Below are 16,133 nucleotides of genomic sequence, written 5' to 3'. Positions count from 1 at the left end.
CGTCAGTCTCCCTACCCTTTCACGATCACGTTCTGGCCGGCGAGCTCGCCACGGAAATCCTTGAGCAGCCCCAGCACCGGATTGGGCGCCGCCTGGCCCAGGCCACAGATGGAGGCGTCCATCATCACCCGGGACAAGCGCTCGAGCTCCTCGACGCGCCATTCGTCGCGCTCGAGCAGGGTCAGCATCTTCTCGGTGCCCACCCGGCACGGCGTGCACTGACCGCAGGATTCGTCGGCGAAGAAGGCCAGCAGATTGGTGGCCACCGCCCTGAGGTCGTCCTGGTCGGAGAGCACGATGATCGCCGCCGAACCGATAAAGCAGCCGTGTTCCTGAAGCGTATCGAAATCGAGGGGAATGTCCGCCTTGCTGGCCGGCAATATCCCCCCGGAGGCGCCGCCGGGCAGGTAGCCGGCGAGCCGGTGCCCCTGGGCCATGCCGCCGCCGTGCTCCTCGACCAGCTCGTTCAAGGTGATGCCGGCAGGCACCAGGTGGACCCCAGGACGCCGCACCCGGCCGGAGAGCGAGAAGCTGCGCAGGCCCTGGCGGCCGTGGCGACCCTGGCCAGCGAACCAGTCGGCGCCCTTCTCCCAGATCAACGGGATCCAGGTGACGGTCTCGACGTTGTTGACCAGGGTCGGCTGGCCGAAGAGGCCCTGCTGGGCGACGAAGGGCGGGCGATGGCGCGGCTTGCCGGGCTTGCCCTCCAGCGACTCGATCATCGCCGACTCCTCGCCGCAGATGTAGGCCCCGGCGCCGCGGCGCAGCACGATATAGCCCGGCGGCACCAGGTCGGCGGCCTCGAGCTCGCCGATCGCCTCGTGCAGCACCCGGTGCAGGCCGGGGTACTCGTCACGCAGGTAGATATAGAGCGCGCAGGCCTCCACCGCCCAGGCGCTGACCAGGGCCCCCTCGAGGAAGCGGTGCGGCGAGCGCTCCAGGTAGTAACGGTCCTTGAAGGTGCCGGGCTCGCCCTCGTCGGCATTGATCGCGCAGTAGCGCGGCCCCCGCTCCTGGCGCACGGAGCGCCACTTCTTGAAGGTGGGGAAGCCGGCGCCGCCCAGGCCGCGCAGGTTGGCGGTCTCGAGCATCGCCATCAGTGCCTCGACGGTGATGCGTCCCGCGCGGCAGTCAGCGAGCAGCCCGTGGCCGCCCTCGCCGCGATAGTCCGCCAGGCGCTGCCAGACGATCGCCTCGGGATGGAAGTGGCCGGTATCCACCACCGCCTCCACGCCCTCGGCGGTGGCGAAGAGCACATGGTGGTGCCCCACTTCCACCACCGGTGCCGTCTCGCAGCGCCCCATGCAGGGCGCGCGCAGCACCCGCACCGCCTGCGGGTCGACACCGGCCGCCAGTTGCGCCTTGAGCGTCGCCGCGCCGGCCAGCTGGCAGGAGAGTGAATCGCAGACCCGCACCGTCACCGCCGGCGGCGGCGACTGGTCGTCATGCACCACGTCGAAGTGGGCGTAGAAGGTCGCCGTCTCGTAGACCGCCGCCATGGGCAGGTTCATGTAGGCGGCCAGCGCCCGCAGGTTCACCAGCGAGAGATGGCCATGGGCGTCCTGGAGAGCGTGCAGGTGCTCGATCAGCAAATCACGGCGCCGCAGCCCCGGATCGCTGCGCTCGTCGCCGAGCAGCTGACGCAACGAGGCGAGGGCGACGGGGGGCAGCTCACGGCCACGGGGCCTGCTGCGGAAACGGCGCTTGGGGGTGACGGTCTCGACGGTCATGGCGTGCTCGTTGTTATCGGTTGGCACTTGCCTATCCTGCATGTTGGCACCGGCCCCGGGCAGGGGCAATGCCCGGCTGGTCCGGGAGGCAACCGACGGATATGCAGGAGCCGTTTCGGGAATGGCCCGGCCTGGGGCCGGGGCAGGTCACAGGTAATCAGGCGGCGACGCTGCCGTGGGGGTCGATGACGAATTTCTTCGCCGCACCGCCATCGAAATCGGCGTATCCCTGAGGCGCCTGGTCCAGAGTGATCATCTGGACATTGACCGCATCGGCGATATTCACCTTGCCGAACAGGATCGCCTGCATCAGCGGACGGTGGTACTTCATCACCGGACACTGCCCGGTGTGGAAGCTATGCGACTTGGCCCAGCCGAGGCCGAATTGCATGCTCAGCGCGCCATGCTTGGCGGCATCGTCGGTGGCGCCGGGGTCCTCGGTCACGTAGAGGCCGGGGATGCCGATCTGGCCGCCGGCCCGGGTCAGTGACATGGCGGAGTTGAGCACGGTGGCGGGGGCCTCCTTGCCATGGTTGCAACCACAGGCATGGGCCTCGAAGCCGACGCAGTCGACGAAGGCATCGACCTCGCGCTCGCCGAGGATCGCCTCGATCCGGTCGGCCATGTCGCCTTCCTGGGTCAGGTCGAGGGTCTCGCAGCCGAAGCTGCGCGCCTGGGCCAGGCGCTCCTCGATCATGTCGCCGACGATCACGCAGGCGGCCCCCAGCAGCTGGGCGGAGACCGCCGCCGCCAGGCCTACCGGACCGGCACCGGCAATGTAGACGGTGCTGCCCGGCCCGACGCCCGCGGTCACGCAGCCGTGGAAGCCGGTGGGGAAGATGTCGGAGAGCAGGGTCAGGTCACGGATCTTCTCCATGGCCTGGTCGGCGTCCGGGAACTTCAGCAGGTTGAAGTCCGCATAGGGCACCATGACGTACTCGGTCTGGCCGCCGACCCAGCCGCCCATGTCGACGTAGCCGTAGGCCGCGCCGGGCCGCGCCGGGTTGACGTTCAGACAGATGCCGGTCCGGCCCTCCTTGCAGTTGCGGCAGCGCCCGCAGGCGATGTTGAACGGCACCGAGACCAGGTCACCGGGCTTGATGAACTCGACGTCGCGGCCGGCTTCGATGACCAGGCCGGTGATCTCGTGGCCCAGCACCAGGCCGGACGGCGCGGTGGTGCGGCCACGCACCATGTGCTGGTCGCTGCCGCAGATGTTGGTGGTGACGACCTTCAGGATCACGCCGTGGTCGCACTTGCGGTTGCCGAGGGCGAGTTCCGGATAGGCGATGGCTTCGACGGCGACTTGGCCAGGGCCCTTGTAGACGACTCCGCGGTTGGCTGCACTCATGGCTGGCTCCTCGATATTGTTGTAACGGACGGCGTTGTAACGTGGCGGAGGCTTCCGCTGCTCCAGCCTAAGGCCTGCGAGGCGGCCCACTTGTCCCACAGAGGCACCCGCATGCCTGTTCGAGACACGCCTCCAGGACAGGGGCCTTCAGGCCCCCGTCCACGGCACGGCGGGACTCGACCTCGCGAGGGCGAACAGGCATGGTTGTGTACTCTGTACAGTCACGGCCCCTGAAACCAAGGAGGAACCACCGATGTCGAACCGTCTCGCAAGACGCCTGTGCATGACCGCCCTGCTGTCGCTGCTGGCCCTGGGCTCGCATGCCGTCGCCCAGCAGACAACGCCGGGAGCCGATGTCCGCACCGAGCAATTCCGGGACTGGGAGGTCATCTGCCCGCCCGCCGGGAGCCAGGGCGCCTGCACCATGAGCCAACTGGTCACCAATCCGGGCAGCAACGATCCCTTGATGCGGGTGATCGTGGGCTATCCCCCCGAGCTCGAGGGCCGGCCGGCGATGACCTTCCTGCTGCCGCTGGGCGTGCGTCTCGCCCCGGGCCTGCAGCTCAGCGTGGGAGGCGGCGAGCCGGCCCAGTTCCCCTACCAGGTCTGCCTGGAACAGAGCTGCCGCGCCGACCTGCCACTTGAACCACCCCTGCTGCAGGGACTGCGCAGCGGCAGCAGCGCGACCCTCAGCCTGATCGGGCCGCGCGGCAATCGCATGGACCTGGACATCTCCCTGATGGGCTTCACAGATGCCAGCGAGCGCATCGCGCCCTGACGTTCTCGCCTGCCCCGCACGGACGACAGCCCCGGCAAGGTGCCGGGGCTGTCGTCGTCTGGCCGACCGCATGATCAGCGGCGCAGGACGCCCTCCTCGCGCAGCAGCCTGAGGATTGCCTCGGCCCCCTGCTCCGGGGTCACGTCGGTAAGCACCTGTCCCCTCCCGCCCTCGGCCTTGGCCGCCGCGGCCTTGAACCGATCCCGCGCCGAGGCCGCCTTGATGATCTTCAGGCGCTTGGGCCGCTTGCGAGCCGGCTGAACCTGCCACTTGGCCAGTTCCTCGTCGTGGACCACCTGAGCCTCCTCTAGCACCAACTGACCCCGCCGGGCCGGGCCATAGGCGCTCTGGCGCGGCGACGGCGCGGCGGCGTTCACGGTGACGATGACCGGCAGGCGGACCCTCAGGCGCCGCCGCTGTCCGCGGGGCAGGGCCAGCAACAGGGTGGCGACGCCCTCCGCGACCTCTTCCACGGCCGCCAGGCCGCTGACCAGCGGCCAGCCCAGGCGCTCGGCAAGCAGGTAGGGCAGCAGGCCGGAGCCCTCGCCCTGCTCGGCCCGCTCTCCGGTGATCACCAGCTGCGGCGCGGCCGCCTCGAGGCGCTCGGCCAGGGCCGGCAGCACGTCGGCCCCATCGGGCTGCTCGAGCAGCAAGAGGGACTCGAAGCCCATCCCCAGATAGCCGCGCAGGGCCGTCTCGCTGGCATCGCCCAGAGGGCCCGCATGCAGCAGGCTCACCTCGGCCTGCGGTATCGAGCGGGCCAGTTCCACGCCCCGGGCATCCTGATCGGCCTGCCTGCCGCGGCCGGTCAGCGGGTGGCGACCGACCGAGACCAGCACGGTCACCGCCAGGCTCGGGGCCACCTGTGTCTCAGGCCGCATGACGCTTCTCCTCCCTTGACTGCTCCACCAGGGCCACCAGCGCCTCGAGCACCCTGGCCGAGTCGCCGATCACCGCCAGGTCGGCGCGCTTGATCATGTCGCAGCCGGGATCCATGTTGATGGCCACCACCTTGTCGCAGCGCTGGATCCCCTGCAGGTGCTGGATGGCCCCGCTGATGCCCACGGCCACATAGACCCGGGCGCTAACCCAGGTGCCGGTGGCGCCGACTTGCCGGTCCCGGGCCATGTGGCCGTCGTCCACCGCCACCCGGGAAGCCCCCTCGGTCGCCCTCAGCACCTCGGCAGCATGATGGAAGCCCTCCCAGTCCCGCACGCCGTTGCCGGCGGAGAGGATGAACTCGGCCTCGGACAGCGCCACCCCGGCCGGGTCGACTGCCACCTGGCCGAGGTCCTCGAGGCGCGCCAGTTGCGGCGGCAAAGCCTCGGGCAGGGCCAGAAGCCGGGCTGCGTGGCGGGTCTCGCTGACCGGCTCGGCGCACTCGGCCAGGATCAGGGCCAGGCGCGGCAAGGGCCGCCGGATATCCAGGCTGTTCGCCGCGCCTCGGGCGGTGCAGCACCAGCCCAGCGGACTCCCGGCGTCGGCCTCCAGCTGCCAGACGCCGGTGGCCGGTCGCTCGCCGAGCCGCGCCGCCAACCGCCGGCCCAGGTCGGCACCGCCCAGCGGGGAGTCCGGCAGCAGCCAGTGCCTGGGTGTCCAGGCCTGCTCCACCGCCGCCAGGGCGCCGAGCCGGGCCTCGGGGGAGAAGCCGGCAAAGGCCTCATCGTCGAAATGCAGCACCCGATCGATTCCCGCGTCGCCGACGCCATTCTCCTTGTGCCCGCCGAAGACCACGGCCAGCACTGCTCCCCGGCTATCCGGGTCGGCATCGGCCAGCTGACGGGCGAGCCCCAGCAGGTCGCGGTCGTGGGAGGTCAGGCGCCCGCCGGCCATGTCCGGCACCACGGCCACCAGAAAGGCCGGCGCCTCGATCTCGACCAGCGGCTTGCACGCGGCGGGCGATGCCTGGGCACCGGCGACGACCCTGCCCTGCTGGACGCCACTGCGGTCGATGCGCTTTACGCCATGGGGCCCGATAAAGCCCACGGTACGCGGATTCCGGCGAATCAGGCCATTTGGCCCCAGCCATTCACTGGCCGCCTCCTGGCCGCCCCCTGTGCCCAGTTCAGCCAGCACCTCGAGGTGCCGGGGATGCAGCCGGTTTCGGGCGATCCACGCCTGGCGGGGATCGCGACGCAGCATCTCGCTGTTGGACTCACTCATAGCGGGACCTCCTCGGCCAGGTGTCTTATCGACCGCGCATCGTGGCCAACCGCATCGGTGGCTACCGATGTCGAGGGTTCCACCAGGGCCTCGGCGACCAGCTCGGCGATATCGCGAACCTCGGCACCGGCATCGACGACGCCTTCCAGCATGGCGGTGCATTGCGGGCAGCCCACCGCCACCAGCTCGGCTCCGGTCTCGCGGACATCGTTCATACGCATATCGGGGATCCGCCGCTTGCCGGGAATATCGGTGATCGGCGCGCCACCGCCGCCACCGCAGCAGCGCGAACGGAAGCCGGAGCGTTCCATCTCGGCGACCTCGATACCCAGTGCACGGAGCACCTGACGCGGGGCCTCGTACTCGCCGTTGTAACGGCCGAGATAGCAAGGGTCGTGCCAGGTCACGCGCCCGCCCTTCCAGGGCCGGAAGGCCAGGCGACCCGCCTCGTAAAGCTCGGCGATATAGGTGCTGTGGTGACGCACTTCATAGACGCCACCCAGTTCGCCGTACTCATTGCCCAGCACGTGAAAGCTGTGAGGGTCGCAGGTCAGGATCTGCTGGAAACGATATGTCGCCAGGGTGGCGATGTTGCGCCGCGCCAGGCTCTGAAAGGTGGCCTCGTCGCCCAGGCGCCGGGCCACGTCGCCGCTGTCGCGCTCCTCGTTGCCGAGCACGGCAAAATCCACGCGAGCGGCACGCAGGACCTTCACCAACGCCCTGAGCGTGCGCTGGTTGCGCATGTCGAAGGCCCCGTCGCCGAGCCAGAGCAGGACGTCGACCTGCTGGAGGTCGGCCATCAATGGCAGTTCCAGATCAGTAGCCCAGTGCATCCGGGCACCGGGGTCGAAGCCGCCGGGATTGTCGGTGGCGATCAGGTTATCGAGCACTTCGGGCGCCTTGTTGGGGGTCTGGCCACGCTCGAGGGTCAGGAAACGACGCATGTCGACGATGGCATCGACGTGCTCGATCATCATTGGGCACTCCTCGACACAGGCCCGGCAGGTGGTGCAGGACCACAGGGTCTCGGCGTCCACCAGGGCCTTGCCGTCATGCTCGTGAAGCGAAGCCACGATGGGCCCATGGGGGGAACCATACCGTTCAAGTGAGTGCTCACCAACGGGCTTTCCCCCAGGCTCTTGTGAAGGATAGGGGCTGCCGGCATAGGCCGCGTCACTGCCCCCGGCCATGCCCACCACCATGTCCTGGATCAGCTTCTTGGGATTGAGCGGCTGGCCGGCGGCGAAGGCCGGGCAAACCGCCTCGCAGCGGCCACACTGTACGCAGGCATCGAAGCCGAGCAGCTGGTTCCAGGTGAAGTCGGCGGGCGTCTCGACGCCTAGCGGCGCCTCGGGATCGTCCAGGTCCAGGGCCTTGAGGCCGGTGGAACGCCCCTCACCGCCGGCCTTCGTGGAAAAGCGCTCCGGACGGCGATGGAAGGCCAGGTGCAGGGCACCGGCGAAGGCGTGCTTCATGGGCCCGCCCCAGGTCATCCCGACGACCATCTCTGCCAACCCCCAGGTGACGACCGCCGCCAGAACCAAGGCCAGAATCCAGCCACCCGCCCCTTCGAGCAGGCCCTCGGGCAACAACCCGACGCGGAGCAAGGTGATGGCGAAGACGCCGAGAGAGAAGGCCATCAGGCTCTTCGGCAATCGCATCCAGACTCCCTTGGAGAGCCGGGCGGGCGGGTTGCGGCGGCGCCGATAGACGAACAGGCTGCCGAGGAACATGGTGGCGCTGGCCACCAGCAGTGCCCAACCGAGCACGCCGCCAGCCAGACCAGAGCCCAGCCCCAGGCCGTGGACCAGGATCAACAGCACCGCCGCGGCGACGAAGCCGCCGGCGGTGGCCACGTGGGTGTTGGACATCGCCTTGTCCCGGGCCACCACATGGTGCAGGTCCACCAGATAGCGGCGCGGCATGGCCGCCAGCCCCTTGAGAATCGGGACAGGCGATGGCCGCCCCTGGCGCCACAGACGGATGCGCCGCCCGGCGCCGAGCAGCGCCAGGCCCAGGGCAGCGAAGATCAGTATCGGTAGCAAGGTCTCGAGCATCTCGGCTTCCTCGATGAGGAGCCGTAAGCCTTAAGCTATAAGCGGCAAGTTACCCCCACACTTACAGCTTCCGGCTTACAGCTTACGGCTGGGTTTAAAAGTCCTTGCAGATCCGCAGGGCGTCATAGATGGCCGCATGGGTGTTGCGCGGTGCACTGCAATCACCCAGCCGGAACAGCAGGAACCCCTCGCCCTCCTCCGACAGGCAGGGCTGGGGCTGGATGGCGTAGAGCGCCTCCAGATCCAGCTGGCCGCGGTTGCGCGACGTTCCCTTGAGGGCGTAGTAAAGCGCTTCATCGGGCCGCACGCCGTTCTCCACCACCACCTGGTCGACTACCCGCTCTTCCTGGGTACCGGTGTACTCATTCTCGAGCACCGCCACCAGGCTCGTCCCCTCGCGATAGACCCTATGCAGCGCGAGGTCGGAGGTCATGATCACTTCCTTCTTGTAGAGGCTGCGGTAGTAGGTCGGGAAGGTGGTGCCCCCCACCGCCGCGCCGGGCTTGATGTCGTCGGTGACGATCTCCACCTTGGCCCCCTTGTCGGCCAGGTAGTCGGCCGCGGACATGCCCGAGAACTCGCAGATGGCGTCATAGACCAGCACATTGCTGCCCGGCGCCACGCGGCCAGAGAGGATGTCCCAGGTGCTGACCACCAGGCTCTCCTCGGGATTCTCGGCATAGCCCCACCCCGGATGCTGGCTCATGAACGGCTGGCCGCCGGTAGCCAGCACCACGATGTCGGGTCGCAGATCAGCGATGGTGGCCTCGTCGGCGCGGGTCCCCAGGCGCAGGTCGACGCCAAGCCGCGCCAGCTCCAGCTGGTACCAGCGGGTGATGCCGGCGATCTGGTCGCGTTGGGGGGCCTTCGAGGCGATGGTGATCTGCCCGCCCAGCTGCTCCGCGGCCTCGAACTGCGTCACGTCGTGGCCGCGCTCGGCGGCCACCCGCGCCGCCTCCATGCCGCCGGGGCCGCCGCCGACCACCACCACCTTGCGCTTGGTGCCCTCACTCTTCTCGATGATGTGCGGCAGGCCCATGTACTCTCGAGAGGTGGCGGCGTTCTGGATGCACAGCACGTCCAGGCCCTGGTACTGACGGTCGATGCAGTAGTTGGCCCCCACGCACTGCTTGATACGGTCCACCTGGCCCATCTTGATCTTGGCAATCAGGTGCGGGTCGGCGATATGCGCCCGGGTCATGCCGACCAGATCCACATAGCCACCCTCCAGGATCCGCTCGGCCTGGTTGGGGTCCTTGATGTTCTGGGCATGGATCACCGGCGCCTTGACCACCTCCTTGATGCCCGCTGCCAGGTGCAGGAAGGGTTCCGGCGGATAGGCCATGTTGGGAATGACATTGGCCAGGGTATCGTGAGTATCGCAACCCGACCCCACCACGCCGAAGAAGTCGACCTGGCCGGTGGCATCGTAGTAGGCGGCGATCTGCTTCATGTCCTCGTGGGAGAGGCCGTCCGGATGGAACTCGTCACCACAGATGCGCATGCCCACCGCGAAGTCGTCGCCGACCTCGGCGCGCACCGCCTTGAGCACCTCCATGCCGAAGCGCATGCGATTCTCGAAGTTCCCGCCCCACTGGTCGGTGCGCTTGTTGACCCGCGGGCTCCAGAACTGGTCGATCAGGTGCTGGTGGACGGCGGATAGCTCGACCCCGTCGAGGCCACCCGCCTTGGCCCGCCGTGCGGCCTGGGCGAAATCACCGATGATGCGCCAGATCTCCTCCTCCTCGATGGTCTTGCAGGTCGAGCGGTGGACCGGCTCGCGAATGCCGGAGGGCGACAGCAGGGTGACCCAGTCGTGACCATCCCAGCGCGAGCGACGCCCCATATGGGTGATCTGGATCATGATCTTGCCGCCGTGCTGGTGCACGGCATCGGCGAGGTTCTGGAAGTGCGGGATGATGCGATCGGTGGCCAGGTTCACCGAGCTCCACCAGGCCTGGGGGCTGTCGATGGAAACCACCGACGAGCCGCCGCAGATGCAGAGCCCGCAGCCCCCCTTGGCCTTCTCCTCGTAGTACTTCACGTAGCGCTCGGTGGTCATGCCGCCGTCGGTGGCATACACCTCGGCATGGGCCGTGCTGACCACCCGATTGCGGATGGTCAGCTTGCCGATCTGGATCGGCTGGAAGAGTGCGTCGAATGCCATGGTGATGAGTCCTCAGCCCTGGGAGTGGGAGGTAAGCGGCCGGGTGATGAAGATGCCCACGTCGCAGCCTTCTTCGGCCGCACTCTGGACCTGCTCGGCGAGGGTGCGCAGATCGCTGCCACGCGCGGCAAGAATCTGGTCCATGGCCCCGGCGAACCAGCCGGTAAACATGTACTCGATTTTCCGATCGACCTTGCCCAGCTGGTAGACGAAGGCACTGTGTTCGAGTCGCACCCGGCAGGTGCCCGCCTCGAGATCGATGGCCTCGGTCACGAACTTGCCCCAACCGCGCTGCGAGAGGCGCGTCATGTAGTGCTCGAAGACCTCCACCCCCTGGAGGCCATGGCATTCGGCCTCTTTCTCGCACCAGTGCCAGGCACTCCTGTAGCCGGCGTGGTAGAGGATCTCGGCGTAGGTCTCGGCACCCAGGGCCTCTTCCACCGCCAGATGGTTGTTGATGAAGAAGTGCCGGGGCACGTAGAGCATGGGCAGGGCGTCGGTGGTCCAGACGCCGGTCTCGGCGTCCACCTCGATGGGCAGTTCGGGGGCCATCTTGGTCACGATCGTGTTCCTCTAAATCATTGTTGTGTGTGAGGTGTGAGGTGAGCGGCGCCGGGGATAGGTCGTAGAGGGGGTCTTTTGCCATGGATGGCAAAAGTAGCGTCCAGGGAGGGATTCACAGCGCCCCCTCGTAGACCTATCGCCGGTAAAGCCGCGACTTCGGGCAGGGGACATCCCCGCCACGGTGGCTGCCCGTCAGCTGCCCCAGACGTCCTTGAGCACACGTACCCAGTTCTCGCCCATGATCTTGCGCACCTGGGGCTCGCTGAAGCCGCGACGCGAGAGCGCCTCGGTGAGGTTGGGGAACTCGCCGATGGTACGAATGCCCTCGGGGTTGATGATCTCGCCGAAGCGGGTCAGGCGGCGGGCGTAGCCCTTGTCGTGGGTCAGCCACTCGAAGAAGTCCTGGTCGTGGCCCTGGGTGAAGTCGGTGCCGATGCCGATGGCGTCCTCGCCGACGATGTTCATCACGTACTCGATGGCCTCGACGTAGTCGTCCACGGTGGCGTCGATGCCGGCGCGCAGGAAGGGGGTGAACATGGTCACGCCGACGAAGCCGCCGCGGTCGGCGATGAACTTGAGCTCGGCGTCGGACTTGTTGCGCGGGTGCTCCTTGAGCCCGGAGGGCAGGCAGTGGGAGTAACAGACCGGCTTTTCGGAGGCCTCGATGACCTCCCGGGAGGTGGTTTCGCCGACGTGGGAGAGGTCGCACATGATGCCGACGCGATTCATCTCGGCAACGATCTCGCGGCCGAAGCCGGAGAGGCCGCCGTCGCGCTCGTAGCAGCCGGTGCCCACCAGGTTCTGGGTGTTGTAGCACAGCTGCACGATGCCGACGCCCAGCTGTTTGAACACCTCCACGTAGCCGATCTGGTCCTCGAAGGCGTGGGCATTCTGGAAGCCGTAGAGGATGCCGGTCTTGCCCTCCTCCTTGGCCCGGGTGATGTCGGCGGTGGTGCGCACGGGACGCACCAGGTCGCTGCATTCGGCCATCAGCGCATTGGACCTGACGATGTTGTCGACGGTGGCCTGGAACCCCTCCCAGACGGACACCGTGCAGTTGGCCGCCGTCAGCCCGCCGCGCCGCATGTCCTCGAACAGCTCGCGGTTCCACTTGGCGATGATCAGGCCATCGATGACGATGGCGTCGTCGTGCAGCTCTCTTGGGGTCATGTGTGCCGCTCCGGGGATGTGTTCGACTCGACGGCAGCATAGCGCTGGCCTGCCCCGGCCCGGCGCCTGGAAGCGACGGAGAGGATTCCAAAAACGTCATGACTATCGTGGTTACGACGAACGCTGACACAGGCGCCATGCCTGCCGGTCAAGGGCAGGCATGGCGACCCGGCAGGGGGGGACTCAGGAAGGCATCGCTCAGGAACGCAGCAGGACGCTGGCGTAGGTCGGCTCTCCGCGCGCCTGGTCGAGCGCCATGATCGCCGATGAGACCGGCTCGACCGGGTAGGGCTCGAAGGTCAGCAACTCCAGGTTGGCCCCTTCCCGCTCGCAAGGCGGCACCGGCGACCTGACGGGACTCGTTCCCAGCCGCTCGTCGCGAGGCGGGCGGCCGAAGAACTCCCGATAGCACTTGGAAAAGTGCGGCGTGGACACGAAACCGCAGGCGGAGGCCACGTCGATGATCGAGATCGACGTCTGCTTGAGCAGCTGGCGTGCGCGGGTCAGTCGCAGCTTGAGGTAGTAGCGCGACGGCGAGCAGAGCAGGTATCTCTGGAAGAGCCGCTCGAGCTGGCGACGCGACACGTCGACGTAGGCGGCCAGCTCCTCGAGCGCGATGGGCTCTTCGAGGTTGGCCTCCATGAGCCCCACGATCTCCAGCAGCTTGGGCTGAGTGGTCCCCAGGATATGCTTGAGCGGCACACGCTGGAGGTCCTGCTCTCCGCGTACCCGGTCACAGATGAACATTTCGGAAATGCCTGCCGCGAGTTCACGGCCATGGTCCCGTCCGATCAGGGTGAGCATCATGTCCAGGGGGGCAATACCCCCTGACGAGGTCGCCCTTTCGCGATCGATGGTAAACAGCCGGGTCGTCAGCACGGCCCGGGGAAAGGACTCCTGCATGGCAGCCAGGCACTCCCAGTGGACGCTGGTCTCATAGCCATCCAGCAGGCCCGCCTTGGCCAGCGCCCAGCTACCGGTACAGATGCCGCCCAGCCGACGGGAGAGGCGTGCCTGCCCCTGCAGCCAGACGACATGCTCGCGCTGCACCGCGCGCGCCGGCCCCACCCCGCCACAGACCACCACCATGTCCAGCGCCAGCGGCACCGTGATCGCCGCATCCGGTGTGACCTTGAGACCATCGCTGGCGGAGATCGGGTCGCCATCGATGCTCAGGGTGAACCAGCGGTAGAGTTCACGACCGGCCAGCTGGTTGGCCATGCGCAACGGCTCGATGGCCGAGGCCAGGGAAAAGAGGGTGAAGTTTTCCAGCAGCAGGAACCCGATGGCTTGGGGAGCGGCTGGCTTTTGCGGCGGCGGGGGAGAGGTCGTCATGGCAGGACTCCTGTACGGATGTCGTACACATTTTGTTGTTATGTCGGTATCCGCACGCCCGCTGGTGTCTGGCTGTCGCGATCAGGCAAGTCCGTACGAAAAGGTACCGCTTGGTGTCGTGATCTGGCATGTCACAATGGCCTATCAGCCTGGGGGAGGCCAGGTGATAACGGTAATGATGTCGCGTTCAGAGAGGCGGGGGTCGCTGACAGGAAAAGACGCAAAGCGAACTACCGGGGCACTGCCGCTAGCCCGCCGCCTCGCGGCGCATGGGTGATGCCGACGGCCTGCTCAGGGTCGCGCATGAAATCGCTCTCGGTGAGCTCCAGGCCGATGGCCGAGGCGGGGATGCCCCGAGTCAGGGTGGCGATATGCTCGGCCAGCTGCGGATCCACGAATTGCTGGGCGGAGACGTTGAGGGAGAGCCGACCGGGCAGGGCCATGCCCTCGCGCCGCCAGGCGGCCATCTGCCGGGAGGCCGCCTGCAGCACCCAATCGCCCAGCGGTCGAATCAGTCCGCGCTCCTCCGCCAGGGGGATGAACTCCCCCGGGCTGACCCAGCCCCAGGCCTCGTCGTGCCATCGACACAGCGCCTCGGCGCCCACCAGCTCGCCGGTGCGTAGGTCGACCTGGGGCTGGAAGTGGAGCTCGAGACGCTGGCCGCTGATCGCCGCGCTCAGCCGTTCCGTCATCTGCTGGCGGCGCTGGAGCGCCCGGGTCATCGATTCGTCGAAGGGGCAGGTCCCGCCATCCTGCTGCTTGGCGTGATAGAGCGCGATGCTGGCGGACTTGAAAAGCTCCCCGGGGGTGACGGCATCCCGCGGGTAGCGGGCCGAGCCGATGCTGACCTCGAGCACGAAGCTGCGATGCCCGAGCTCGATGGGCCTGCTCACGGCGGCCTGCAGCCGCCGGATGCTCTGCTCGAGCCCGCTCGCCTTCGCTTGCGGCACCAGCACCGCGAACTCGTCGCCGGAGAGCCGCGCCAGCACCTCATGCGGCCCCATGGCACGCGCCAGGCGCCCGGCCGTGGTCGACAGCAGCTGGTCGCCGACCTGATGGCCGTGGAGGTCGTTGATCTCCTTGAAGCGGCGGATGTCGAGGAGCAGCAGCAACAGGGGATGCTGGCCCTTCTCGGCCTCCTGCCTCAGGCGCATGAGCTCCTCCATGAAGCGCACCCGGTTGGGCAGGCCGGTGGTACCGTCGGTATAGGCCAGCTGGTGCATGCGACGGTGGTCGCGTCGCCGTTCCAGTTCGGCCGCGGCGCCGGTGGAGAGGATACGCAGCACCGAGGTAGCGAAGGCGTTGGCCTCCAGCGGACGGCAATAGAGCACCATGACGACGCCGATCGGCTCGCCCTTGGCGTTGTCCAGGCGACGGCCGATCCAGGCCCTGGCCACTCCAGCCCCACCCGGCAGCCGCGCGGTGCTGCCGTCCTGGACCATGGCCTCCCGCTCGCCGAGGATCTGCTCGCAGGAGGTGCCCGCCAGCGCATAGGCGTAGTTGTCGAGCCGCTGCCCCTCCGCGACCACGCTGACCATGCTCATGGTCGCGGACGCGCGACCGCTCAGGGGGTCGACGTCCGGCCGGGAGGAGTCGAGCAAGGCAATGAAGCCGGCATCCGCCTCGAGGATCTCGACCAGGGTGCTGACCAGCTGATGGAAGTAGTCGTCGCCGATACGGGTGGTGACGGTCGAGGCCACCTGCATCACCGCCTCCTGGACACGCTGCGCCTCATGCTGCTCGGTGATGTCGGTGATGAAGCCCTCCAGATGGAGCAGCTCACCGGCGGCAGCGAAGACCCCCTGGCCCTGCTCCCACATCCAGCGGGTGTCGCCCCCGGCATGGTGCAGACGATAGATCACGCGAAAGGGCGCCCTGCGTGCCACGGCGGCCTGGACCTCCTCGAACACCCGCTCTCGGTCGGCGGGATGGATCAGCGCAGCATAGCTGGTGACCCGATTGTCCTGCAGCTCCTCGGCCCGGTAGCCCGTCAGCGCTTGTGCCCCCTGGCTGACGACCCTCATGGTCCAGTCGCGATCATTCAGGCAGCGATACGCCATGCCGGGCAGGTGATTGAGCAGGGTGTCGAGACGACGCTCGCTCTCCTTCACCGCCAGCTCGGCCCGGCTGCGGCCCAGCTCGGCACCGGCCTGGACCGCGGCGATGCGCAGCACCTCCTTCTCCAGGCCAGCGGCCTTCATGGGCGTGTTCTTGAGCACCGCGAGCAGGCCCAAGGGTGTCTCGTCCGCGGCAAGGAGCGGCAGGCCGAGGTAGCTGACCGCGCCCAGTTGACGCAGGAGTCGATCGTCGGGAAAGCGGGCCTGGAGGCCTTCCGCGTAATGACAAGTCGCCTCGCCGACCACGACGATCTCGCAGGGCGTGCCCGCCAGCGGATAGGTGATGTTCGGTCGAGGCTGGCCATGCGACCAGACCGCCTGGGTGCGGACCATGGCATCCTCGGTGACCCGGGCCACCAGTACATGGTCGACCTTCAGAATGGTCGCGAGCCGCGCCACCAGGGTGTCGTAGAAGTCGGGGGCCCCGCTCCGGCCGAGGCCCTCCGCCAGCTGGCGAAAGGCCTCTTCAGCCTCCATCCGTGACTGCATTGCCGTGCTCCCTCATAGCCCTCTCCATATCGCTGCCCGGCCCGTGATACCGGCTCCGTCCCGGGATTCGGCTCACAAGATGACAGGAATGGCCGGCGGGGTAAAACGCGCCCCCATGCCATGAAGTTCCCGCCGTGACCAAGGCCCAGCGTGGCGGGAAACACTGGGGGAACATCCTGCTACCCGGGGCCTCGGCGCCGGACGTCCGCGAG

General features: G+C 67.9%; 11 protein-coding genes. 1 reads left to right on the top strand and 10 read right to left on the bottom strand.

Annotation, left to right across the window (positions count from 1 at the left end; genetic code table 11):
• Positions 1-11: 11 nt before the first annotated feature.
• Together OP498_RS05630 and fdhA are read right to left on the bottom strand one after the other, a co-directional pair.
• On the bottom strand, positions 12-1,757 hold the full coding sequence (locus OP498_RS05630) for an NADH-ubiquinone oxidoreductase-F iron-sulfur binding region domain-containing protein (RefSeq protein WP_280546840.1): 1,746 nt from the start codon (positions 1,755-1,757) through the stop codon (positions 12-14).
• A 130-nt stretch (positions 1,758-1,887) separates the two neighbouring features.
• Positions 1,888-3,081 (bottom strand): formaldehyde dehydrogenase, glutathione-independent, encoded by a 1,194-nt coding sequence (gene fdhA, locus OP498_RS05625; protein WP_280552884.1) that lies wholly within the window; start codon positions 3,079-3,081, stop codon positions 1,888-1,890.
• A gap of 253 nt (positions 3,082-3,334) precedes the next feature.
• Between fdhA and OP498_RS05620 the strand changes: the two genes are divergently transcribed.
• Positions 3,335-3,859 (top strand): invasion associated locus B family protein, encoded by a 525-nt coding sequence (locus OP498_RS05620; RefSeq protein ID WP_280552883.1) that lies wholly within the window; start codon positions 3,335-3,337, stop codon positions 3,857-3,859.
• A gap of 74 nt (positions 3,860-3,933) precedes the next feature.
• Here the strand turns inward: OP498_RS05620 and OP498_RS05615 are convergent, their stop codons facing one another.
• The 8 genes from OP498_RS05615 to OP498_RS05580 form a co-directional block, all read right to left on the bottom strand.
• A complete protein-coding gene (locus tag OP498_RS05615; RefSeq protein WP_280552882.1) occupies positions 3,934-4,740 on the bottom strand; it encodes an electron transfer flavoprotein subunit beta in 807 nt (268 codons plus the stop codon).
• Positions 4,730-6,022, bottom strand: a complete 1,293-nt coding sequence (locus OP498_RS05610) for an electron transfer flavoprotein subunit alpha/FixB family protein (RefSeq protein WP_280552881.1) — start codon at positions 6,020-6,022, stop codon at positions 4,730-4,732. The genes OP498_RS05615 and OP498_RS05610 overlap by 11 nt, the downstream gene beginning before the upstream one ends.
• Positions 6,019-8,079 carry a (Fe-S)-binding protein gene (locus OP498_RS05605; protein WP_280552880.1) on the bottom strand — a complete coding sequence of 687 codons (2,061 nt, stop codon included), beginning with the start codon at positions 8,077-8,079 and terminating at the stop codon, positions 6,019-6,021. Before OP498_RS05605 ends, OP498_RS05610 begins: the two co-directional genes overlap by 4 nt.
• Before the next feature lie 94 nt (positions 8,080-8,173).
• Positions 8,174-10,246: a dimethylglycine demethylation protein DgcA gene (gene dgcA / locus OP498_RS05600; RefSeq protein WP_280552879.1), complete on the bottom strand. Its 2,073-nt coding sequence runs from the start codon at positions 10,244-10,246 to the stop codon at positions 8,174-8,176.
• Between the two features lie 12 nt (positions 10,247-10,258).
• Entirely contained in the window at positions 10,259-10,807 is a 549-nt protein-coding gene (locus OP498_RS05595; RefSeq protein WP_280552878.1) for a DUF5943 domain-containing protein, read from the bottom strand.
• Between the two features lie 195 nt (positions 10,808-11,002).
• Entirely contained in the window at positions 11,003-11,980 is a 978-nt protein-coding gene (locus OP498_RS05590; protein WP_280552877.1) for a dipeptidase, read from the bottom strand.
• 198 nt (positions 11,981-12,178) lie between these two features.
• Positions 12,179-13,315: a GlxA family transcriptional regulator gene (locus tag OP498_RS05585; protein WP_280552876.1), complete on the bottom strand. Its 1,137-nt coding sequence runs from the start codon at positions 13,313-13,315 to the stop codon at positions 12,179-12,181.
• A gap of 230 nt (positions 13,316-13,545) precedes the next feature.
• A complete protein-coding gene (locus OP498_RS05580; protein ID WP_280552875.1) occupies positions 13,546-15,921 on the bottom strand; it encodes a diguanylate cyclase in 2,376 nt (791 codons plus the stop codon).
• Positions 15,922-16,133: the final 212 nt, after the last annotated feature.

The organism is Halomonas sp. 25-S5 (assembly GCF_029889845.1).
Lineage (GTDB): Bacteria > Pseudomonadota > Gammaproteobacteria > Pseudomonadales > Halomonadaceae > Halomonas.
Note: the sequence above shows the minus strand (reverse complement) of the source record. Positions and strands in the feature narration are given on the sequence as shown.